Origin of the sequence: Bacteroides eggerthii (assembly GCF_025146565.1) — a bacterium.
GTDB lineage: Bacteria > Bacteroidota > Bacteroidia > Bacteroidales > Bacteroidaceae > Bacteroides > Bacteroides eggerthii.
Map to the genome: position 1 here is coordinate 2391581 of NZ_CP102258.1, position 18374 is coordinate 2409954.

Here is an 18374-nt window from a genome sequence, read left to right on the forward strand (position 1 = left end):
GATAGGGTGGTAAAGGCGACAAGCCTTGCCACCCTATCATTTTATATTATCCTTTCAATATTCCTAATTCCTTTCCTACTTTTATAAATGCTGCGATACACTTATCCAAGTGTTCCTTGTTGTGTCCGGCAGAAATCTGAACGCGGATACGCGCTTGGTCTTTGGGTACGACAGGATAATAGAAGCCAGTTACGTAAATACCTTCCTCCTGCATGCGGGCTGCATAAATCTGAGATAACTTGGCATCATACAGCATTACGGCGCAAATGGCGCTTTGGGTAGGTTTGATGTCGAATCCGGCGGCTGTCATTTTGTCGCGGAAATAGCTTACGTTTTCTACTAACTTGTCATGTAGCGAATTGCTTTCTTTCAACATCTTGAATACTTCGAGGCTGGCACCGATGATGCCCGGAGCAAGAGAGTTGGAGAACAAGTACGGACGGCTGCGTTGGCGTAATAGGTCGATAATCTCCTTGCGTCCTGTGGTGAAACCACCTAAAGCACCGCCAAAGGCTTTGCCCAACGTACCGGTATAGATGTCCACGCGTCCGTAAGTGTCGTATAGTTCACTCACGCCATGACCGGTAGCGCCTACCACACCGGCGGAGTGGGATTCGTCTACCATTACTAATGCATCGTATTTCTCAGCAAGATCACAGATTTTATCCATAGGAGCCACATTGCCATCCATGGAGAATACTCCGTCTGTCACGATGATGCGGAAACGCTGTGCTTGCGCTTCCTGCAAGCATTTTTCAAGTTCGGTCATATCGGCATTGGCATAGCGGTAGCGTTTGGCTTTGCAAAGACGTACGCCGTCGATGATGGAAGCGTGGTTCAGTGAGTCGGAGATAATGGCATCTTCTTCGGTGAAAAGAGGTTCGAATACACCACCGTTAGCATCAAAACAGGCAGCGTAGAGAATGGTGTCTTCCGTCTTGAAGTAATCGGAGATAGCTGCCTCCAGTTCTTTGTGAATATCTTGTGTGCCGCAGATGAAACGGACAGACGACATGCCGTAACCGCGGCGTTCCATTATCTTTTGGGCAGCGGCTATCAGGCGGGGGTGATTGGATAAACCCAAATAATTGTTGGCGCAGAAGTTCAGTACTTCCTTGCCTTTCACTGTAATAGCAGCTTGTTGTGCACTTTCAATCAGGCGTTCCTCTTTGTAGAGTCCTGCTTCTTTTATTTCAGCGAGAGTTTTGCTGAGATGCTCTTTCATTTTACCATACATAACTTTTTATTTTAATTAGGTGATACATTGCTGGCTGAAGCTCTACAAAGGACATCATTTTTCTTGGAATAAACAATATCTTTTTGATAGAAAAATGAAAAAAAAGTGTGTATATTTGCACTTCGGTAACGAAAGAATACCTTATAAATAAGTTGTATGAAAAATATTTTGGTAATTGGAGCCACAGGACAGATTGGCTCAGAGTTAACATTGGAGTTGCGCAAGCGCTATGGTGATGATCATGTTGTAGCCGGATACATTCCGAGTGCTATGCCGCAGGGTGAATTAAAAGCTTCAGGGCCCTCGGCTATCGCCGATGTGACGGATCGTCAATCTATCGAAGTGGTGGCTCGACAATTCAAGATTGATACAATTTATAATTTGGCAGCCTTGCTGTCGGTAGTTGCCGAAAGCCGTCCGGCTATGGCATGGAAGATAGGTATAGATGGATTGTGGAACGTGCTGGAAGTTGCGCGTGAGTATGGTTGTGCCGTTTTTACACCTAGTTCTATCGGTTCTTTCGGAGAAAATACTCCTCATGTGAAGACGCCGCAAGACACCATTCAGCGTCCGCGTACCATGTATGGCGTAACTAAGGTGACGACAGAACTGCTGAGTGATTACTATTATACGAAATATGGAGTGGATACCCGCGCAGTACGTTTTCCCGGAATTATTTCCAATGTGACACCTCCGGGGGGTGGTACAACAGACTATGCAGTAGATATTTTTTATTCAGCGGTGAAAGGTGAGAAATTCGTTTGCCCTGTAAAAGCCGGTACATTTATGGATATGATGTACATGCCCGATGCCATTAATGCTGCTATTTCGCTAATGGAGGCTGCTCCGGCACGTCTGAAACACCGGAATGCTTTCAATATTGCTTCGATGAGCTTTGATCCGGAAATGATCTATGCTGCTATCAAGAAGCATGTGCCCGACTTTGAAATGACCTATCAGATAGATCCTTTAAAGCAGGCTATTGCAGATAGTTGGCCCGATTCGCTGGATGACTCCTGTGCTCGCGAGGAGTGGGATTGGATGCCACAGTTCGATCTGGACTCCATGACAGTAGATATGCTTGAAAAATTAAGAGCAAAATTAAATAAGTGACCGTAGAGGGTCGGTAAGGAATGAAACATTTATTAGCGGGATTTATTGTACTGGTCTTTTTGGTTTCATGTGGAAACAAGAAGCCGAAAATGGATCCCTTTACTACCATTACCGAAATGGTGGATTCGGCAAGCCATAAGGCCGATACGCTGCAACAGGTGGAAGTGCAGGAAGAGCCCCAACCGTTGGAAGCGGACGAACTGTTTGATGATTTTATCTTCAACTATGCTTCGGACGATGCTTTGCAACGGAAGAGGACGGTATTTCCTTTGCCTTATTACAATAGGGATACTCCTATAAAAATAGAAGAGCGTTTCTGGAAACATGACTACCTGTTCACCAAACAAAATTACTATACGCTGCTTTTTGATAATGAGAACGACATGGATATGGTGGGAGACACAACACTGAAATCCGTACAAGTGGAGTGGATTTATCTGAAAACGCGTATGGTGAAGAAGTACTACTTTGAACGTAAGGAAGGCATGTGGATGCTTGAAGCCATTAATCTGCGCCATATAGAGAAAGGGGAAGGTGAGAACTTTGTGGATTTCTATACCCGTTTCGTGACGGACAGCGTATATCAGAGCAAACATATCACCACTCCGCTGCAGTTTGTCACCATTGACCCTGACGATGAATTTTCAATATTGGAAACGACCCTTGATGTAAATCAGTGGTACGCTTTTCGCCCTTCATTGCCAACAGACAGGTTGTCCAATATTAATTATGGGCAGAAGAATGAGGATACTTCGAGGACGAAGATCCTTAAAGTGAACGGCATTGGCAACGGGTATTCCAATGTTTTCTATTTCCGGAGACGTGGAGGGGAGTGGGAAATGTATAAATACGAGGATACGAGTATTTGAAAAAGTGCTGGAACGGCAGGGAAATAGAGTGTGGGTAGGATTCAGGGTAAATTGGTGTAATCTGTGATGAAGAAATATGATTTATAAAAATAAGAAAATACCCAATACGTTTGGATTTGATGTGAAAGCTGCTTCATATGCAGACTATGACTCTGTAGAGGAATTGGAGAACTTGATCGCCTGCGGGTGCATCGTTTCTCCTTTTTTGCATATAGGATGTGGCAGTAACTTGCTATTTGAGAAAGATTATGAGGGCACTGTACTGCATTCACGTATTGGAGGGGTGGAAGTGACGGCAGAAGATGACGAACGGGTGTCTGTGCGCGTGGGTGCGGGTGTGATATGGGACGACTTTGTGGCTTGCTGTGTAGAGCGGGGATGGTACGGAGCAGAGAATCTGTCGCTGATACCCGGTGAAGTGGGGGCAAGTGCCGTACAGAATATCGGTGCTTACGGAGTAGAAGTGAAGGATCTCATTTCATCTGTGGAAACAATAAATATTCGTGGTGAGAAGCGTGTCTATCAGAATAATGAATGTGAATACGCCTATCGGAAAAGCCTTTTCAAAAAGCCCGAAATGAAGTCTGTTTTTGTAACTTATGTGAATTTTGCATTAAGTAAGAAAGAGCGATATACACTGGATTACGGTACGATCCGCCAGGAACTCGCCAACTATCCGGCGGTAGACTTGATTACGTTGCGGCATGTGATTATAAATATCCGCGAAAGTAAGTTGCCCGACCCAAAGATGCTGGGCAATGCCGGAAGTTTTTTCATGAATCCTATTGTGCCGCGTGCGCAGTTTGAATTATTGTTACGTCGCTATCCCTCTATGCCTCACTATGAGGTGGATGCCGATCGGGTTAAGATTCCTGCCGGGTGGATGATAGATCAATGCGGCTGGAAAGGGAAAGCTTTAGGGTCTGCCGCTGTACACGACAAGCAGGCTTTGGTGCTTGTGAATCTGGGTGGTGCAACCGGAAGAGACGTGATTGCATTGTCGGACGCCGTCAGGGCTTCGGTTCAGGAGAAGTTTGGAGTGGAAATAAGGCCGGAAGTGAACTTTATATAGTGATTTAGTGATTAATCGCTAACCATATCGTTGTTATTATGAAATTGACTATATTAGGAAGTGGAACATCTACCGGGGTGCCGGAGATTGGTTGTACGTGCCCTGTTTGCACGTCTGCCGATCCGCGGGACAACCGCTTGCGGGCATCGTCTCTGCTGCATGCGGATGATGCGACGATACTGATAGATTGCAGCCCCGATTTCAGAGCACAAATATTGCGTACGTCTATTTATGAACAGATAGATGGTGTGTTGATCACTCACGAACATTATGACCATACGGGCGGGCTGGATGATTTGCGTCCGTTTTGCCGTTTTTCTGAGATACCTATCTATTCGGATGCTTATACTGCTGCTCATCTGCGGGTACGGATGCCTTATTGCTTTGTGGATAAGAAGTATCCGGGAGTACCGCGCATTTATTTGCAGGAAGTGGAGGCCGGCAAGCCATTCTTTATCCGGCAAACGGAAGTATTGCCTGTTGCTGTGATGCATGGACGTTTGCCTATTCTTGGTTATCGTATCGGTGGGCGCTTGGGATATGTAACGGATATGCTTACGATGCCGGACGCTTCGTATGAACAATTACAAGGGTTGGACGTTTTGGTAATGAACGCTTTGCGGCCGCAACCGCATCCAACGCACCAAAGCATATCGGAGGCGCTGGCAGCTGCGGAGCGTATTGGCGCAAAAGAAACTTATTTCATCCACATGAGCCATCATGTTGGGTTGCATGCCGAAATCAATAGCCAATTGCCGCCCCATGTACATTTTGCTTATGACGGTATGGAAATAAATTTCTAAACTTATTGAAACATTTGTTTTGTTTTATTAGTAGAAATACCTATTTTTGCCAACAGTTGATGTATATATGCCATGAAGCTCCGAGTTCTGATACGAATAGCCGTTATTGTGTCCATAGTGTTGCTATGTACGGGGTTCGGTGCATATTCTTTCCTGCGTATGAACGCAGTGGAAAATCAACAGGACTTTAATCTTTTCACATTAGTGCCGCAGGATGCTACCGCTATACTTGAGACGGATCGTATGGCCGATTTGATGGAAGATATCAACGGACTGTATTGTAGCAAAGACGACCATTTCCTCTATGTTTCGGATCTTTTTGTCTATTTGAAGAAGTATCTCAATGCGCTGGTTGGCGATACGCCACATGGGTTGAGCAAGCAGATGAATAAGATGCTTATTAGTTTTCACGAGCCGGACACTCCGCTGAACCAAGTGCTGTATTGTAGTTTAGGAACGGGGGATTATGAATTGGTGGAAACTTTTGTGCGCAAGTACTGCTCCAGTACTTTCCCTTCCAAGTATTTTGACTATAATGGTGAGGAAATACGTATCTATCCCATGACGGACGGACGTTTTCTTGCAGCTTATTTCACATCGGATTTCCTGGCAGTCAGTTTTCAGAAGCGTTTGATTGAGCAGGTGATTGATGCACGCCGTTCCAAACAATCACTAATGGATATGCTTTCTTTCCGCACCATGTATGCCGGCAAACGTAATAATGTAGCGGCAACGGTATATGTACGTATGAAAGAAGTGGATATGGGCAAGGATACGGATGGTATTCGTTCTCAGACGCGCTTGGGGAGCTGGGCGGAGTTTGATATGAAATTCAGTGAGGAGGCTATTTATTGTTCCGGTATCAGTCATGGAGTGGATACTACCCGGACTTTTATCAATGCTTTGCGTAAACAAAAGCCGATAATGGGATTTGGAGGAGAACGTCTCCCGTCTTCAACTTTCTTCTACAACCAGTGGGCCATTTCGGACTTGGAATCCATATTCGATTTTACTTCTCGACAGGAGTATGCTAAAGCTACTTATTCGGACTATATCAAGAAGCGGGATGAAGAATGGGTGGATTTTATGAAAGAATATGCGGGAGAGAATGTTATATCCTGTCTGTTTCAGTCCAAAGATTCTGCTGACAGACATCCTTGTGCCATAATGAGCATTGCTGTAAAGGATGAAGTGCAGGCAGAGCGTTATTTGCAAAACATGCTCTATGCCACTCCGAAAGAAAAGGATGCTCCGCCGGTTCCGCAAACCTCTCCTAATTATAAGCAATATCCACGTGCGCGGAAATATCGCCAATATATGTTGCCGCGAAACACTGTGTTGACGCAATTGACCGGTATTACGGAATCTGCACTTCACACGTATGCCTGTTTTTATAAGGGGGCATTGTTGCTGGCACCTGATGCACAAAGTCTTTCGGCTTATATAGATGCAATGGAGAATGAGGATGTACTGGATGGTACTTCGGCGTATGAAGAAGGTGCAGGCAGCCTTTCTCCGTATTATAATTTCGCCATGATGGTGGATATGGAAGAGATGATGCATCAGCCGGAAAATTATGTGCGGCTGATACCGAACTTTTTCTTTCGTCAGTCCGAATTCTTCCGTCACTTTATGATCGGCATACAGTTTACCTGTGCTGAGGGAATGGTATATCCGAATTTGGTCTTGCTGTATAAAGGGGATAAAATGGAAGAAGTTGATAATTGAAAATGAAAAGTTAAGCAGTAAGAATAGTAATTTATCTAATAAAAAAGAACCATGCATATACCATTAGATATATGCATGGTTCTTTTTTATTTCTTAATTCCCTGCTTCCACCTTAGAAAGGCAAGTCATCTTTCGCATCTCCGGACAGGAATTCCGGGGCTGCGGAAGGTGCGGGCGGTGGAACCGGTGCACCCGTTGCAGGAGCAGCGGCGCTGACACGTTCTACTTTCCATGCACGAATACTATTGAACCAACGGTCTTGCCATTGGCGTGCATCTATATCAAAAGAAACTGTCAATTCTTCACCCATTTGGATGTTGAATTGCTCTATTTTATCTGCCCCGAATACGTCGAAACACATTTTACGCGGATATTGTCCATGATCTTCGATGACGTATTCCTGTGCTTTCCACTCATTACCTGATGCTTTGGAAACTCCGCCTCTGGGCTGGAGTATAGCGATGATTTTTCCTGTAAATTCCATTGTTCTCTTTTTAAATGATGCGGCGAAGTTACAATTTTTTAGGGATATGAAACGAATAAACGGCTGTTTTTTCTTACTATTTCTTTGTCGTAGGGAATTCTTTTTTTAACTTTGTCCGTTAGTTAACAAGTTAGCTGAAATTAAAACTTAAATACACAGAATATATGAAATTTATCGTTTCGAGTACTGCGCTCTCCAGCCATTTGCAGGCTATCAGCCGCGTGATTAATTCGAAGAATGCGCTGCCTATTTTGGATTGTTTCCTCTTTGAACTACAAGACGGAACACTGTCTGTAACTGTTTCTGATAGCGAAACAACCATGGTTACTACGGTCGAAGTGAACGAAAGTGATACTGACGGACGTTTTGCTGTGACTGCCAAGACTTTGTTGGATGCTTTAAAGGAGATTCCCGAACAGCCGTTGACGTTTGACATCAACACAGACTCTTTGGAGATTACGGTACAGTATCAGAACGGTAAATATAGCCTGATGGGACAGAATGCGGATGAATTCCCGCAGTCGGCTATGTTGGGCGACAACGCTGTTCGTGTGGAAATGGATGCACAGGTGCTACTGGGCGGCATCAACCGCGCGGTGTTTGCTACTGCTGATGATGAACTGCGTCCTGTTATGAACGGTATTTATTTCGATATTACGACTGAAGATATCACAATGGTAGCTTCTGACGGCCATAAGCTGGTGCGTTGTAAGACGCTGGCGGCTAAGGGCAACGAACGTGCAGCTTTCATTCTGCCCAAGAAACCTGCCAACTTGATGAAGAACTTGTTGCCGAAAGAGCAGGGCATGGTAACTATCGAATTTGATGAACGTAACGCCGTTGTGACATTGGAGAACTACCGTATGGTGTGTCGTTTGATTGAAGGACGCTATCCGAACTATAATTCGGTAATTCCGCAGAACAATCCCTATAAAGTGACGGTAGACCGTCAGCAGTTGATTGGTGCACTGCGTCGTGTGTCTATTTTTTCCTCACAGGCAAGTAGCCTCATCAAACTTCGTATGCAGGAGAACCAGATTGTGATTTCTGCACAGGACATTGATTTCTCCACTTCAGCAGAGGAAACACAGACATGCCAGTACGCCGGTAATCCGATGAGTATTGGTTTTAAGTCTACTTTCCTGATTGATATTCTGAATAATATATCTGCGGATGAAGTAGTTATCGAACTGGCTGACCCGTCACGCGCCGGTGTCATTGTCCCGGTAGAACAGGAAGAAAACGAAGATCTGCTGATGTTGTTGATGCCTATGATGCTGAATGATTAATAATAAATACTGTTGATACGAAGACGGGTTGACCGGTTAACAAGGCAGGGAGAGGACATTGCATGAACTCTCTTTCAGTTAATGGTCAACTCGTCTTCGTATCAACAATAAAAATAGAGCAATGAAGTTAAATCTGAAAAATCCGATTGTCTTTTTTGATTTGGAGACTACGGGAACAAATATCAACTCCGACCGAATAGTCGAAATCTGTTATCTCAAGGTATATCCCAACGGGAATGAGGAATCCAAGACCATGCGCATCAATCCCGAAATGCATATTCCGGCAGAAGCTTCTGCCGTTCATGGCATTTATGATGAAGATGTGGCGGATTGTCCGACCTTTAAGGAAGTGGCACGCAGTATTGCCAATGATATTGAAGGCTGTGACCTTGCGGGTTTCAATTCCAACCGTTTCGATATTCCGGTATTGGCGGAGGAATTCTTGCGTGCAGATGTGGACATTGACATGAGCCGCCGTAAGTTTGTGGATGTGCAGGTTATCTTCCATAAAATGGAGCAACGCACCTTGTCTGCTGCTTATAAATTCTATTGCGGTAAGAATCTGGAAGATGCCCATACGGCAGAGGCCGATACACGTGCAACCTATGAGGTGCTGATGTCACAATTGGATCGTTATCCTGAATTGCAAAATGATGTGGCTTTCTTGTCGGATTATTCCAGTTTCAACAAGAATGTAGACTTTGCAGGACGTATGGTTTACGATGATAAAGGGGTGGAAGTATTTAACTTTGGCAAATATAAGGGTATGTCGGTGGCTGATGTGTTGAGACGTGATCCGGGGTATTACAGTTGGATACTGAACAGTGATTTTACACTGAATACCAAAGCTATGCTGACTAAAATCCGTTTGCGTGAATTTACTCAGAAGTAACGGGTACGCTGGCAAGAAATGTTGCACTTATAATTAAAAACTTAGTAATTAGATTTCATGGCAAATCCACTGAAAGGAAAGAAAATAGTGCTGGGTATTACAGGAAGCATTGCTGCCTATAAAGCCTGCTACATCATTCGTGGACTTATAAAACGAGGAGCAGAAGTGCAAGTCGTTATAACTCCTGCGGGAAAAGAATTTATAACTCCTATTACCTTGTCGGCATTGACGAGCAAGCCTGTCATTAGCGAGTTTTTTGCACAGCGTGACGGTACGTGGAATAGCCATGTGGATTTGGGCTTGTGGGCGGATGCCATGCTGATAGCTCCGGCTACGGCTTCCACCATCGGCAAAATGGCAAATGGTATTGCCGACAATATGCTGATAACTACCTATCTGTCTGCTAAAGCTCCCGTCTTTGTTGCCCCGGCAATGGATTTGGATATGTATGCTCATCCGTCCACCCAAAAGAATTTGGAGACGCTCCGTTCATATGGCAATCATATTATAGAGCCGGGAACAGGTGAGTTGGCGAGTCATTTGGTTGGCAAAGGGAGAATGGAGGAACCGGAAGTAATAATCCGTCATTTGGAGGAATTTTTTGCAGCGAAAGAGGGTGAACTGGTAGGGAAAAGGATTATGATAACTACAGGACCGACATATGAGAAAATTGATCCGGTGCGTTTCATCGGTAATTACTCATCGGGCAAAATGGGCTTTGCGCTTGCCGATGAATGTGCGGCGAGAGGGGCGGAAGTTATTTTGGTTTCCGGCCCTGTGCAACTACACACTCATTATCCCATGCATCAGCATCTTTGTGTGGAGTCTGCTGGACAGATGTTCGATGCGGCCACATCCTTGTTTTACAATGTTGATGTTGCCATTATGGCTGCTGCTGTTGCCGATTACACGCCGGAACAGGTTGCCGATAAAAAGATAAAGCGGGAAAAGACCGGAGACATGTCTTTGAACCTGAAACCTACGCAGGATATTGCTGCCTGCTTGGGAGAGATGAAAGAGAGGTATCCCGGTAAGATATTGGTAGGGTTTGCCCTTGAAACCAACAATGAACAATATAATGCCGAAGATAAGCTGAAGCGTAAGAATCTGGACTTTATTGTGCTCAACTCGTTGAATGACAAAGGTGCCGGATTTCGCTGCGATACCAATAAAATCAGTATCATAGACCGGAGTGGTAAAAAGGATTATCCGTTAAAGTCCAAAGCGGAAGTGGCTGCGGATATCATCGACCATTTGGTGGAAGTGATGAACTCTTAATTCTTAATTTAATAAAATGTTGCGTTCTCTATACATACAGAATTATGCGCTTATCGAGAAACTCGATATAGATTTTGGTAGCGGTTTCTCGGTAATTACTGGTGAAACGGGGGCCGGAAAGTCCATTATTCTGGGAGCTATCGGTCTGCTGTTGGGACAGCGTGCCGATGTGAAGTCTATCAGGCAAGGGGCTGCAAAATGTGTGATTGAAGCCCGTTTTGAAATTGCCGGTTATGGCATGCGGCCTTTCTTTGAAGAAAATGAACTGGAATATGAGGATGAATGTATCCTTCGTCGTGAAGTTTACGCTTCGGGTAAAAGTCGTGCATTTATTAATGATACGCCCGCTTCGCTGGTGCAGATGAAAGAATTGGGCGAACAGTTGATTGACGTGCACTCGCAACATCAAAATTTATTGTTGAACAAAGAAGGGTTTCAGCTGAATGTGTTGGACATACTGGCGCATGATGAAGAAGAACTGAACAACTATCAGTCTTTGCACCGGGAATGGAAACAGGTGCAGCAGGATTTGGAAGATCTTATCGTCCTTGCCGAACAAAATAAGGCTGATGAAGATTATATCCGTTTTCAACTGGAGCAGTTGGAAGATGCACAGTTGGCTGCCGGAGAACAGGAAGAACTGGAACAGGAGGCGGATACACTGAGTCATGCAGAAGAAATAAAAGCCGGGTTGTTTCGTGCCGGACAGGTGATGAACTCCGATGAAGGCGGTTTGCTTTCTGCTCTGAAAGAATGTCTGAACACGATGTTGGGGTTACAGAAAGTATATCCTTCTGCCGGAGAGCTTGCCGAGCGACTGGAAAGCAGCTATATTGAGTTGAAAGATATCTCTCAGGAGGTTTCTGGAAAGGAGGAAGAAATAGAATTTAATCCTGTCCGTTTGGAAGAGGTGAATGACCGCTTGAATCTGATTTATACACTTCAGCAAAAACATCGCGTCACTACGGTAGATGAGCTTTTGGCTTTGGCAGATGATTATGCGGCTAAGCTTGCCAATATCACTTCATCGGACGAGCAGATTGAAGAACTGAAGGTTCGTAGCGAAGCATTATATAGTAAGGTGAAGAAACAGGCTGCCGTACTTACTAAATTGCGTACTGCTGCTGCTCGTGAGGTTGAAAAACAAATGGCCGCCCGTCTGATACCTTTGGGTATGCCTAATGTTCGCTTCCGGGTGGAAATAGGAGCACGTAAGGAGCCGGGGGTACATGGTGCGGATACGGTGAACTTCCTTTTCTCTGCCAATAAGAACGGAGCTTTGCAGAGTATATCTTCGGTGGCTTCGGGGGGGGAGATAGCCCGCGTCATGCTGTCCGTCAAAGCAATGATAGCAGGAGCTGTGAAATTGCCCACTATTGTATTCGATGAAATAGATACCGGAGTCTCTGGCGAGATAGCCGATCGTATGGCGGACATTATGCAGGAAATGGGGGATAGCGACCGTCAGGTTATCAGCATCACTCACTTGCCGCAGATTGCAGCTCGCGGACGTGCTCATTATAAGGTGTACAAGCAGGATAATGAGACGGAAACCAACAGTCATATTCGTCGTTTGGCTGACGAAGAACGGATAGAGGAAATTGCTCATATGCTGAGTGGTGCCACCTTGACTGATGCCGCGCTGAACAATGCAAAGGCACTGTTAGGCATCGCCTGAAGAATGTAGTACTCTGCGGTTGTAAAGTAGAAGTTTATGACCGTAGTATAGGACTTTAGCAGGCTAAAGTAGAACAAAAAACAATAAGATACAATGATAGATAAAAGTGAAATGATTTTCGGCGTTCGTGCCGTTATAGAAGCTATTCAAGCAGGTAAGGACATCGACAAAATATTGGTCAAAAAGGATATTCAAAGTGATTTGTCCAAAGAACTCTTTGCCGCTTTAAAAGGAACTTTGATTCCTGTGCAGCGTGTGCCGGTAGAGCGTATCAACCGCTTTACGCGTAAAAATCATCAAGGTGTGATAGCATTTGTTTCTGCCGTAACCTACCAGAAAACGGAAGATTTAGTGCCGTTTCTTTTTGAAGAAGGCAAGAATCCTTTGTTTGTTATGCTGGATGGCATAACGGATGTACGTAATTTTGGAGCGATAGCCCGTACTTGTGAGTGTGCGGCAGTCGATGCCGTTATTATTCCTGCCAAGAACAGTGTGACGGTAAATGCTGACGCAGTGAAAACCTCGGCTGGCGCATTGCACACCTTACCCGTATGCCGGGAACAGAATCTGAAAGATACCTTGCAGTACCTTAAGAATAGTGGATTCCACATTGTGGCGGCTACGGAGAAAGGTGATTATGACTATACGAAAGCCGATTATACAGGTCCTATGTGCATCATTATGGGAGCCGAAGACAAAGGAGTTTCCTATGATAATCTTGCGCTATGCGATGAATGGGTAAAGATTCCGATGTTGGGAACGATCGAGTCCCTGAATGTATCTGTTGCGGCCGGAATCTTGATTTATGAAGCTGTGAAACAAAGAACCAACTAAATATGAAAAAGAAGATTTTCCTGCTTTTCACTCTGTGCCTTTTAGCGCAGTGGAGTGTAGCACAAGCCCCCAAATGGGTGGAGAAAGCTAAGCGTGCCGTATTCTCGGTGGTTACTTATGGAGAGAATGACAAGATTTTGAATACCGGTAACGGATTCTTCGTAACGGAAGATGGCATTGCCTTGTCCGATTATTCCTTGTTTAAGGGAGCACAGCGGGCGGTAGTGGTGAATTCGGCGGGCGTACAGATGCCGGTAGTCTCTATTCTGGGTGCAAATGATATGTACGATGTCATTAAGTTTCGCGTAGACATATCAGCCAAGAAAGTGCCTGCGCTAAATTTGGCAGCCGTATCTCCGGCAGTGGGTGCTAATGTATATATCTTGCCTTATTCAACCCAGAAAGACCGTTCCTATACAGCCGGTCAGGTGAAGGCTGCGGATAAGTTTTCTGAGAAATATTATTACTATACGCTCAACTTGAGTCTGAAAGATAAGATGGTGAGCTGTCCTGTTATGACCGAAGAAGGAGAAGTTTTTGCTCTTGCACAGAAATCATCCGGCGCTGATACCGCTACGATTTGTTATGCGGTTGATGCCAACTTTGCAATGGCTCAAAGCGTATCGGCATTCTCTTTCGGAGATATGACCTTAAAGAATATCGGCATCAAAAAAGCATTACCTGATACGGAAGAAGAAGCGTTGGTGTTCCTTTTCATGGTTTCCTCGCAAGTTAGTCAGGATGAGTATGCCCAGCTGTTGGATGATTTTATTGCCGAATATCCCAATAGCGCAGACGGCTATATGAGGCGTGCCACTAATCAGATGTACCGGTCCAAAGACGATGCTTCGATGGAAAAAGTAGAGGCCGATATGGATAAGGCGCTGGGTGTGGCCCAGAAGAAAGACGATGTGTATTACAATCGTGCCAAATTGATATATAACTACATGCTGAGCAATCCGGAGAAGCCTTATAAGGACTGGTCTTACGACAGGGCAGCAGATGAAATCAGAAAAGCGATTGCTCTTCAAGAACTCCCGGTGTATGTGCAGGTAGAGGGTGACATTTTGTTTGCAAAGCAAGATTATCCGGCAGCGCTGGCCTGTTACGAAAAGGTCAACCAATCTGATTTGGCATCGGCAGCGACTTTCTTTAGCGCAGCCAAGACTAAAGAGCTGATGAAAGCACCTGCCGAGGAAGTTTTGGCACTCATGGATAGTTGTATGACACATTTCAATGAGCCGTATACGGAAGAAGCTGCTCCTTATCTGTTGGAACGTGCTCAGGCACGTATGAATGCAAATCAGGCGCGTGCCGCGATGCTCGACTATGATGCATATTATAAAACGGTGAACGGTAAGGTAAATGATGTGTTCTATTATTATCGTGAACAGGCTGCTTTGAAAGCCAAGCAATTCCAGCGTGCACTGAATGATTTGGAGAAAGCCATTGAGTTGAACCCGAAAGATTTGACTTATCGTGCTGAACTTGCTGTTGTCAATATTCGTGTTGGACGCAATGAAGAAGCCTTGAAAATATTGCAGGATGCTTTGGCAATCGATCCTAAATATGCCGAGGCCTATCGTCTTATGGGAATTGCACAGTTACAGATGAAGAAGAAACAGGAAGCGTGCCAGAGCTTTGCCAAGGCAAAGGATTTGGGTGATCCGAATGTGGATGAGCTGATTGAGAAACACTGTAAATAGCATATAGATAATAATATAAAGGCCCTGCTTTCGCAAGCAGAGCCTTTGTTTGGGAAACTTCCCCATACTAAAATAAAAGTTAAGTCTAGGTATTAACAGGTTATATGTGTAAATTTCTTTTGTGTATTCATCTAATAAATGCACCGTTCTTGGAAATACTGCATGACTTTGCTGATTTTTTTTTGAGAATGTTATAAAAGAATGTGATATACTTGATAATGAATAGATAAAAAAAAAGTAGAAGATTATGAAGAAAGTGATTTGTAGCCAAAAGGCTCCGGGCGCAATAGGCCCTTACAGCCAAGCGATTGAAGCGAATGGAATGGTTTTTGTCTCAGGTCAGCTACCTATTGATGCAGCTACCGGAGTAATGGCGGAGGGAGCAGAGGCACAGGCCCGCCAATCGTTGGAGAATGTAAAGCACATCCTGGAAGAAGCAGGATTGAGCATGGCGAATATCGTGAAGACTACCGTCTTTTTAGCGGATATGTCCTTGTTTGCCGATATGAACAAGGTGTATGCCACTTATTTTGACGGAGCCTTTCCGGCACGTTCGGCAGTTGCCGTAAAGGCACTACCGAAAGATGCCTTAGTGGAGATTGAGTGTATTGCGGTTCGCTAATAAGTCCGCTACAATAAAGCTGCTGCCACCTACGAAGATGAAATCTTCCGGGTGGCTTTTTTCTTGTGCGGCAGTCACAGCGGCAGGAACATCCGGATAGCAACTTCCTTGCAGTCCGTTTTGTGCGGCGAGTTTGCATAGCTCTTCTGCTGGGAGGGCGCGTTTCACGCTGGCTTTGGTGAAATAATAGGTGGCATCTTTGGGAAGCAAGGAGAGCACACCGCTGATGTCCTTGTCGTTCACCATACCTATTATAATATGAAGTTGGCGATAAGTCTGTTGTTTCAGTTGCTCTACAATGTATGTGATGCCGCCTACGTTGTGTCCGGTGTCGCATATCAGGGTGGGGGCATCCTGCAGTTTCTGCCATCGTCCCATTAGTCCTGTCAGTTCGCAGACATGGGCAAAACCGCTGCGTATGCTTTGCTCGTCTATCCGGTAACCGGCTTCTTTCAACAGCGGCAAGGCGGCGAGGATAGTGCGCGTGTTCTTTATCTGGTAGAGTCCTTGCAACTCTGTTTTCATCTTAGGATAATCATTTTTCATCGTATCTTCTGCGAAAATGATCGGAGCTTTCTCTTCTGCCGCTTTTTGCAGGAAGACCGGTTTGGTTTCGGGCGTGGTTTCTCCGATGACAACAGGAATACCGGCTTTGATGATGCCGGCCTTTTCTCCTGCTATTTTCGCCAGTGTATCTCCCAAAAACTGGACGTGGTCAAAACTGATATTAGTAATGATGCACAAATCCGGATGAATGATGTTTGTACAGTCCAAACGGCCGCCCAATCCCACTTCTATGACGGCTACATCCACTTTTTCATCGGCAAAATAACGAAATGCCATGGCGGTAGTCAGTTCGAAGAACGAAGGATGCAGCGGTTCAAAGAAATCCCGTTCTTTTTCTACAAAATCCACTACATATTTTTCCGGTATAGGCTGTCCGTTTATGCGGATGCGCTCGCGGAAATCTACCAAATGAGGAGAAGTATAAAGCCCCACACGATATCCGGCTTCTTGCAGTATGGCGGCCAGCGTATGCGAACAAGAGCCTTTGCCGTTAGTGCCCGCCACATGAATTGTGCGGAATGAATGGTGGGGATGTCCGAAGTGCTTGTCCAGTACCTGCGTGTTTTCTAATCCCTCTTTGTATGCCGCGCCGCCTACGTGTTGGAACATGGGCACACTGTTATATAAGTAAGTTAAAGTGTTCTGATAGTTCATCTTTCATAAAAATTAACGGGAAAGTAATCCTTTCTCTTCATTAAAGTGTTATCTTTAGAAACGGCAAAGATAAGGCAATTTTGCTTAAGTGTGCATGCTTGTTTTATTTTAATATTGCCGGTGAAGTTATAAACCATTTAAATCTGAAGAGTATGGGAGCTAAAAAAAATTTTGTGATTGATACCAATGTTATCCTTCACGACTATAATTGTTTGAAGAACTTTCAAGAGAATGACATTTATCTTCCCATTGTAGTACTTGAGGAACTTGATAAATTCAAGAAAGGAAACGAACAGATAAATTTCAATGCTCGTGAGTTTGTTCGGGAACTTGACATGATCACCGATGACAACCTCTTTACTAAAGGTGCTCCGTTGGGTGAAGGTTTAGGACGTTTGTTTGTGGTTGCCGGTTCGATAGATTCATCGCGTGTGCACAACTCTTTCCCGGAACGGATTCCCGATCATCAGATACTGTCCGTCGTTGACTGGCTGACGGAGAAGAAACCGAAAATGAAATCCATTCTTGTCACCAAAGACGTCAATCTTCGCATGAAAGCACGTTCTATCGGGTTGCTGTGTGAGGATTATATCAATGATAAGGTAATAAATGTAGATATATTTGAAAAATCGAACGAGGTGTTCGAAGGTGTCGACCCCACTTTGATCGATCGTATCTATTCCTCTAAAGAAGGATTGGATATTAGCGAATTCGATTTTAAAGATATTATTCATCCTAATGAATGTTTTGTATTGAAGAGCGATCGTAGCAGCGTACTTGCCCGTTACAATCCTTTTACCCATTCCGTTTGTCGCGTAAACAAGACGAAGAATTATGGTATTGAACCGCGCAATGCCGAACAGAGTTTTGCTTTTGAAGTGCTGAATGATCCGAATATCAAGTTGGTAGCTCTTACCGGCAAGGCGGGGACGGGTAAGACCCTGTTGGCATTGGCTGCAGCCTTAGGCAAACTGACGGATTATAAACAAATTTTGTTGGCACGTCCTATCGTTGCATTGTCCAATAAGGATCTCGGTTTTCTGCCGGGTGATGCCAATGAAAAGGTGGCTCCTTACATGCAACCTTTGTTTGATAATTTGAACGTAATCAAGCATCAGTTCGCTTCCAATTCGAGCGAGGTGAAACGTCTGGAAGATATGCAGAAAAGTGACCAGCTTGTTATTGAGGCTTTGGCATTTATTCGCGGACGTAGCCTGAGCGAGACTTATTGTATCATTGACGAGGCGCAAAACCTTACTCCTCACGAAATCAAAACCATTATAACGCGTGCCGGAGAGGGAACCAAGATGGTGTTTACGGGTGATATTCAGCAAATTGACCAACCTTATCTGGATAGCCAGTCCAACGGGCTTGTCTACATGATAGATCGCATGAGGGATCAGAATTTGTTTGCTCATGTCAATTTGGTGAAAGGGGAGCGTAGCCAGTTGAGTGAGTTAGCAAGTAACCTGATGTAATATTTTATCAAATTCTTCTTCGCTTTGATAAAAAATAGTGTATCTTTGCGGTGCCTAAAACAAAAACTGT

The 18374-nt window shown here is 44.6% G+C and carries 16 protein-coding genes; 13 read left to right on the forward strand and 3 right to left on the reverse strand.

Translation table 11 applies throughout. The features are described from left to right. Nucleotides 1-46: 46 nt before the first annotated feature. Nucleotides 47-1237, reverse strand: coding sequence for a glycine C-acetyltransferase (gene kbl, locus NQ546_RS09815; RefSeq protein ID WP_004289968.1), 1191 nt, complete (start codon nt 1235-1237; stop codon nt 47-49). A gap of 156 nt (nt 1238-1393) precedes the next feature. On the opposite strand from kbl, the gene NQ546_RS09820 reads away from it, so the two are divergent. From NQ546_RS09820 to NQ546_RS09840, 5 genes are all read left to right on the forward strand, one after another. After that, nucleotides 1394-2350 (forward strand): NAD-dependent epimerase/dehydratase family protein, encoded by a 957-nt coding sequence (locus NQ546_RS09820; protein ID WP_004289970.1) that lies wholly within the window; start codon nt 1394-1396, stop codon nt 2348-2350. Nucleotides 2351-2370: 20 nt separating this feature from the next. Further along, entirely contained in the window at nt 2371-3219 is an 849-nt protein-coding gene (locus NQ546_RS09825) for a DUF4348 domain-containing protein (protein ID WP_004289971.1), read from the forward strand. A gap of 76 nt (nt 3220-3295) precedes the next feature. Then, nucleotides 3296-4291 carry a UDP-N-acetylmuramate dehydrogenase gene (murB, locus tag NQ546_RS09830; protein WP_004289972.1) on the forward strand — a complete coding sequence of 332 codons (996 nt, stop codon included), beginning with the start codon at nt 3296-3298 and terminating at the stop codon, nt 4289-4291. Nucleotides 4292-4329: 38 nt separating this feature from the next. After that, a complete protein-coding gene (locus NQ546_RS09835; protein WP_004289973.1) occupies nt 4330-5094 on the forward strand; it encodes an MBL fold metallo-hydrolase in 765 nt (254 codons plus the stop codon). Between the two features lie 72 nt (nt 5095-5166). Then, nucleotides 5167-6822: a hypothetical protein gene (locus NQ546_RS09840; RefSeq protein ID WP_004289974.1), complete on the forward strand. Its 1656-nt coding sequence runs from the start codon at nt 5167-5169 to the stop codon at nt 6820-6822. Between the two features lie 112 nt (nt 6823-6934). Here the strand turns inward: NQ546_RS09840 and NQ546_RS09845 are convergent, their stop codons facing one another. Further along, complete coding sequence (locus tag NQ546_RS09845) at nt 6935-7306, reverse strand: DUF3127 domain-containing protein (RefSeq protein WP_004289975.1); 372 nt, start codon at nt 7304-7306, stop codon at nt 6935-6937. Between the two features lie 164 nt (nt 7307-7470). Here NQ546_RS09845 and dnaN point away from each other — a divergent pair, with 164 nt between their 5' ends. From dnaN to NQ546_RS09880, 7 genes are all read left to right on the forward strand, one after another. After that, nucleotides 7471-8595 (forward strand): DNA polymerase III subunit beta, encoded by a 1125-nt coding sequence (gene dnaN / locus NQ546_RS09850; RefSeq protein WP_004289976.1) that lies wholly within the window; start codon nt 7471-7473, stop codon nt 8593-8595. A gap of 121 nt (nt 8596-8716) precedes the next feature. Next, on the forward strand, nt 8717-9487 hold the full coding sequence (locus NQ546_RS09855) for a 3'-5' exonuclease (protein WP_004289977.1): 771 nt from the start codon (nt 8717-8719) through the stop codon (nt 9485-9487). A 57-nt stretch (nt 9488-9544) separates the two neighbouring features. After that, entirely contained in the window at nt 9545-10765 is a 1221-nt protein-coding gene (gene coaBC / locus NQ546_RS09860; protein ID WP_004289978.1) for a bifunctional phosphopantothenoylcysteine decarboxylase/phosphopantothenate--cysteine ligase CoaBC, read from the forward strand. Nucleotides 10766-10781: 16 nt separating this feature from the next. Beyond that, entirely contained in the window at nt 10782-12443 is a 1662-nt protein-coding gene (recN, locus tag NQ546_RS09865; RefSeq protein WP_004289979.1) for a DNA repair protein RecN, read from the forward strand. A 93-nt stretch (nt 12444-12536) separates the two neighbouring features. Next, the gene (gene rlmB / locus NQ546_RS09870) at nt 12537-13277 is read left to right on the forward strand and encodes a 23S rRNA (guanosine(2251)-2'-O)-methyltransferase RlmB (protein WP_004289980.1); all 741 of its coding nucleotides are present in this window, start codon (nt 12537-12539) and stop codon (nt 13275-13277) included. A gap of 2 nt (nt 13278-13279) precedes the next feature. After that, nucleotides 13280-14983 (forward strand): tetratricopeptide repeat protein, encoded by a 1704-nt coding sequence (locus NQ546_RS09875; RefSeq protein ID WP_004289981.1) that lies wholly within the window; start codon nt 13280-13282, stop codon nt 14981-14983. Nucleotides 14984-15230: 247 nt separating this feature from the next. Continuing rightward, nucleotides 15231-15605, forward strand: coding sequence for a RidA family protein (locus tag NQ546_RS09880; protein WP_004289982.1), 375 nt, complete (start codon nt 15231-15233; stop codon nt 15603-15605). Here NQ546_RS09880 and NQ546_RS09885 read toward each other — a convergent pair. Further along, nucleotides 15573-16826, reverse strand: coding sequence for a bifunctional folylpolyglutamate synthase/dihydrofolate synthase (locus tag NQ546_RS09885; protein WP_004289983.1), 1254 nt, complete (start codon nt 16824-16826; stop codon nt 15573-15575). The two genes, NQ546_RS09880 and NQ546_RS09885, sit on opposite strands and share 33 nt — an antisense overlap. A 152-nt stretch (nt 16827-16978) precedes the next feature. Here NQ546_RS09885 and NQ546_RS09890 point away from each other — a divergent pair, with 152 nt between their 5' ends. Beyond that, nucleotides 16979-18304: a PhoH family protein gene (locus tag NQ546_RS09890; RefSeq protein WP_004289985.1), complete on the forward strand. Its 1326-nt coding sequence runs from the start codon at nt 16979-16981 to the stop codon at nt 18302-18304. Nucleotides 18305-18374 lie beyond the last annotated feature (70 nt).

Coding starts and splice junctions, on each gene's coding strand:
- NQ546_RS09840 (WP_004289974.1), top strand. CDS start 5,167: ATGAAGCTCCGAGTTCTGATACGAATAGCCGTTATTGTGTCCATAGTG.
- NQ546_RS09820 (WP_004289970.1), top strand. CDS start 1,394: ATGAAAAATATTTTGGTAATTGGAGCCACAGGACAGATTGGCTCAGAG.
- kbl (WP_004289968.1), bottom strand. CDS start 1,237: ATGTATGGTAAAATGAAAGAGCATCTCAGCAAAACTCTCGCTGAAATA.
- NQ546_RS09885 (WP_004289983.1), bottom strand. CDS start 16,826: ATGAACTATCAGAACACTTTAACTTACTTATATAACAGTGTGCCCATG.
- NQ546_RS09845 (WP_004289975.1), bottom strand. CDS start 7,306: ATGGAATTTACAGGAAAAATCATCGCTATACTCCAGCCCAGAGGCGGA.
- NQ546_RS09855 (WP_004289977.1), top strand. CDS start 8,717: ATGAAGTTAAATCTGAAAAATCCGATTGTCTTTTTTGATTTGGAGACT.
- NQ546_RS09880 (WP_004289982.1), top strand. CDS start 15,231: ATGAAGAAAGTGATTTGTAGCCAAAAGGCTCCGGGCGCAATAGGCCCT.
- recN (WP_004289979.1), top strand. CDS start 10,782: ATGTTGCGTTCTCTATACATACAGAATTATGCGCTTATCGAGAAACTC.
- dnaN (WP_004289976.1), top strand. CDS start 7,471: ATGAAATTTATCGTTTCGAGTACTGCGCTCTCCAGCCATTTGCAGGCT.
- murB (WP_004289972.1), top strand. CDS start 3,296: ATGATTTATAAAAATAAGAAAATACCCAATACGTTTGGATTTGATGTG.
- NQ546_RS09875 (WP_004289981.1), top strand. CDS start 13,280: ATGAAAAAGAAGATTTTCCTGCTTTTCACTCTGTGCCTTTTAGCGCAG.
- coaBC (WP_004289978.1), top strand. CDS start 9,545: ATGGCAAATCCACTGAAAGGAAAGAAAATAGTGCTGGGTATTACAGGA.
- NQ546_RS09890 (WP_004289985.1), top strand. CDS start 16,979: ATGGGAGCTAAAAAAAATTTTGTGATTGATACCAATGTTATCCTTCAC.
- NQ546_RS09835 (WP_004289973.1), top strand. CDS start 4,330: ATGAAATTGACTATATTAGGAAGTGGAACATCTACCGGGGTGCCGGAG.
- rlmB (WP_004289980.1), top strand. CDS start 12,537: ATGATAGATAAAAGTGAAATGATTTTCGGCGTTCGTGCCGTTATAGAA.
- NQ546_RS09825 (WP_004289971.1), top strand. CDS start 2,371: ATGAAACATTTATTAGCGGGATTTATTGTACTGGTCTTTTTGGTTTCA.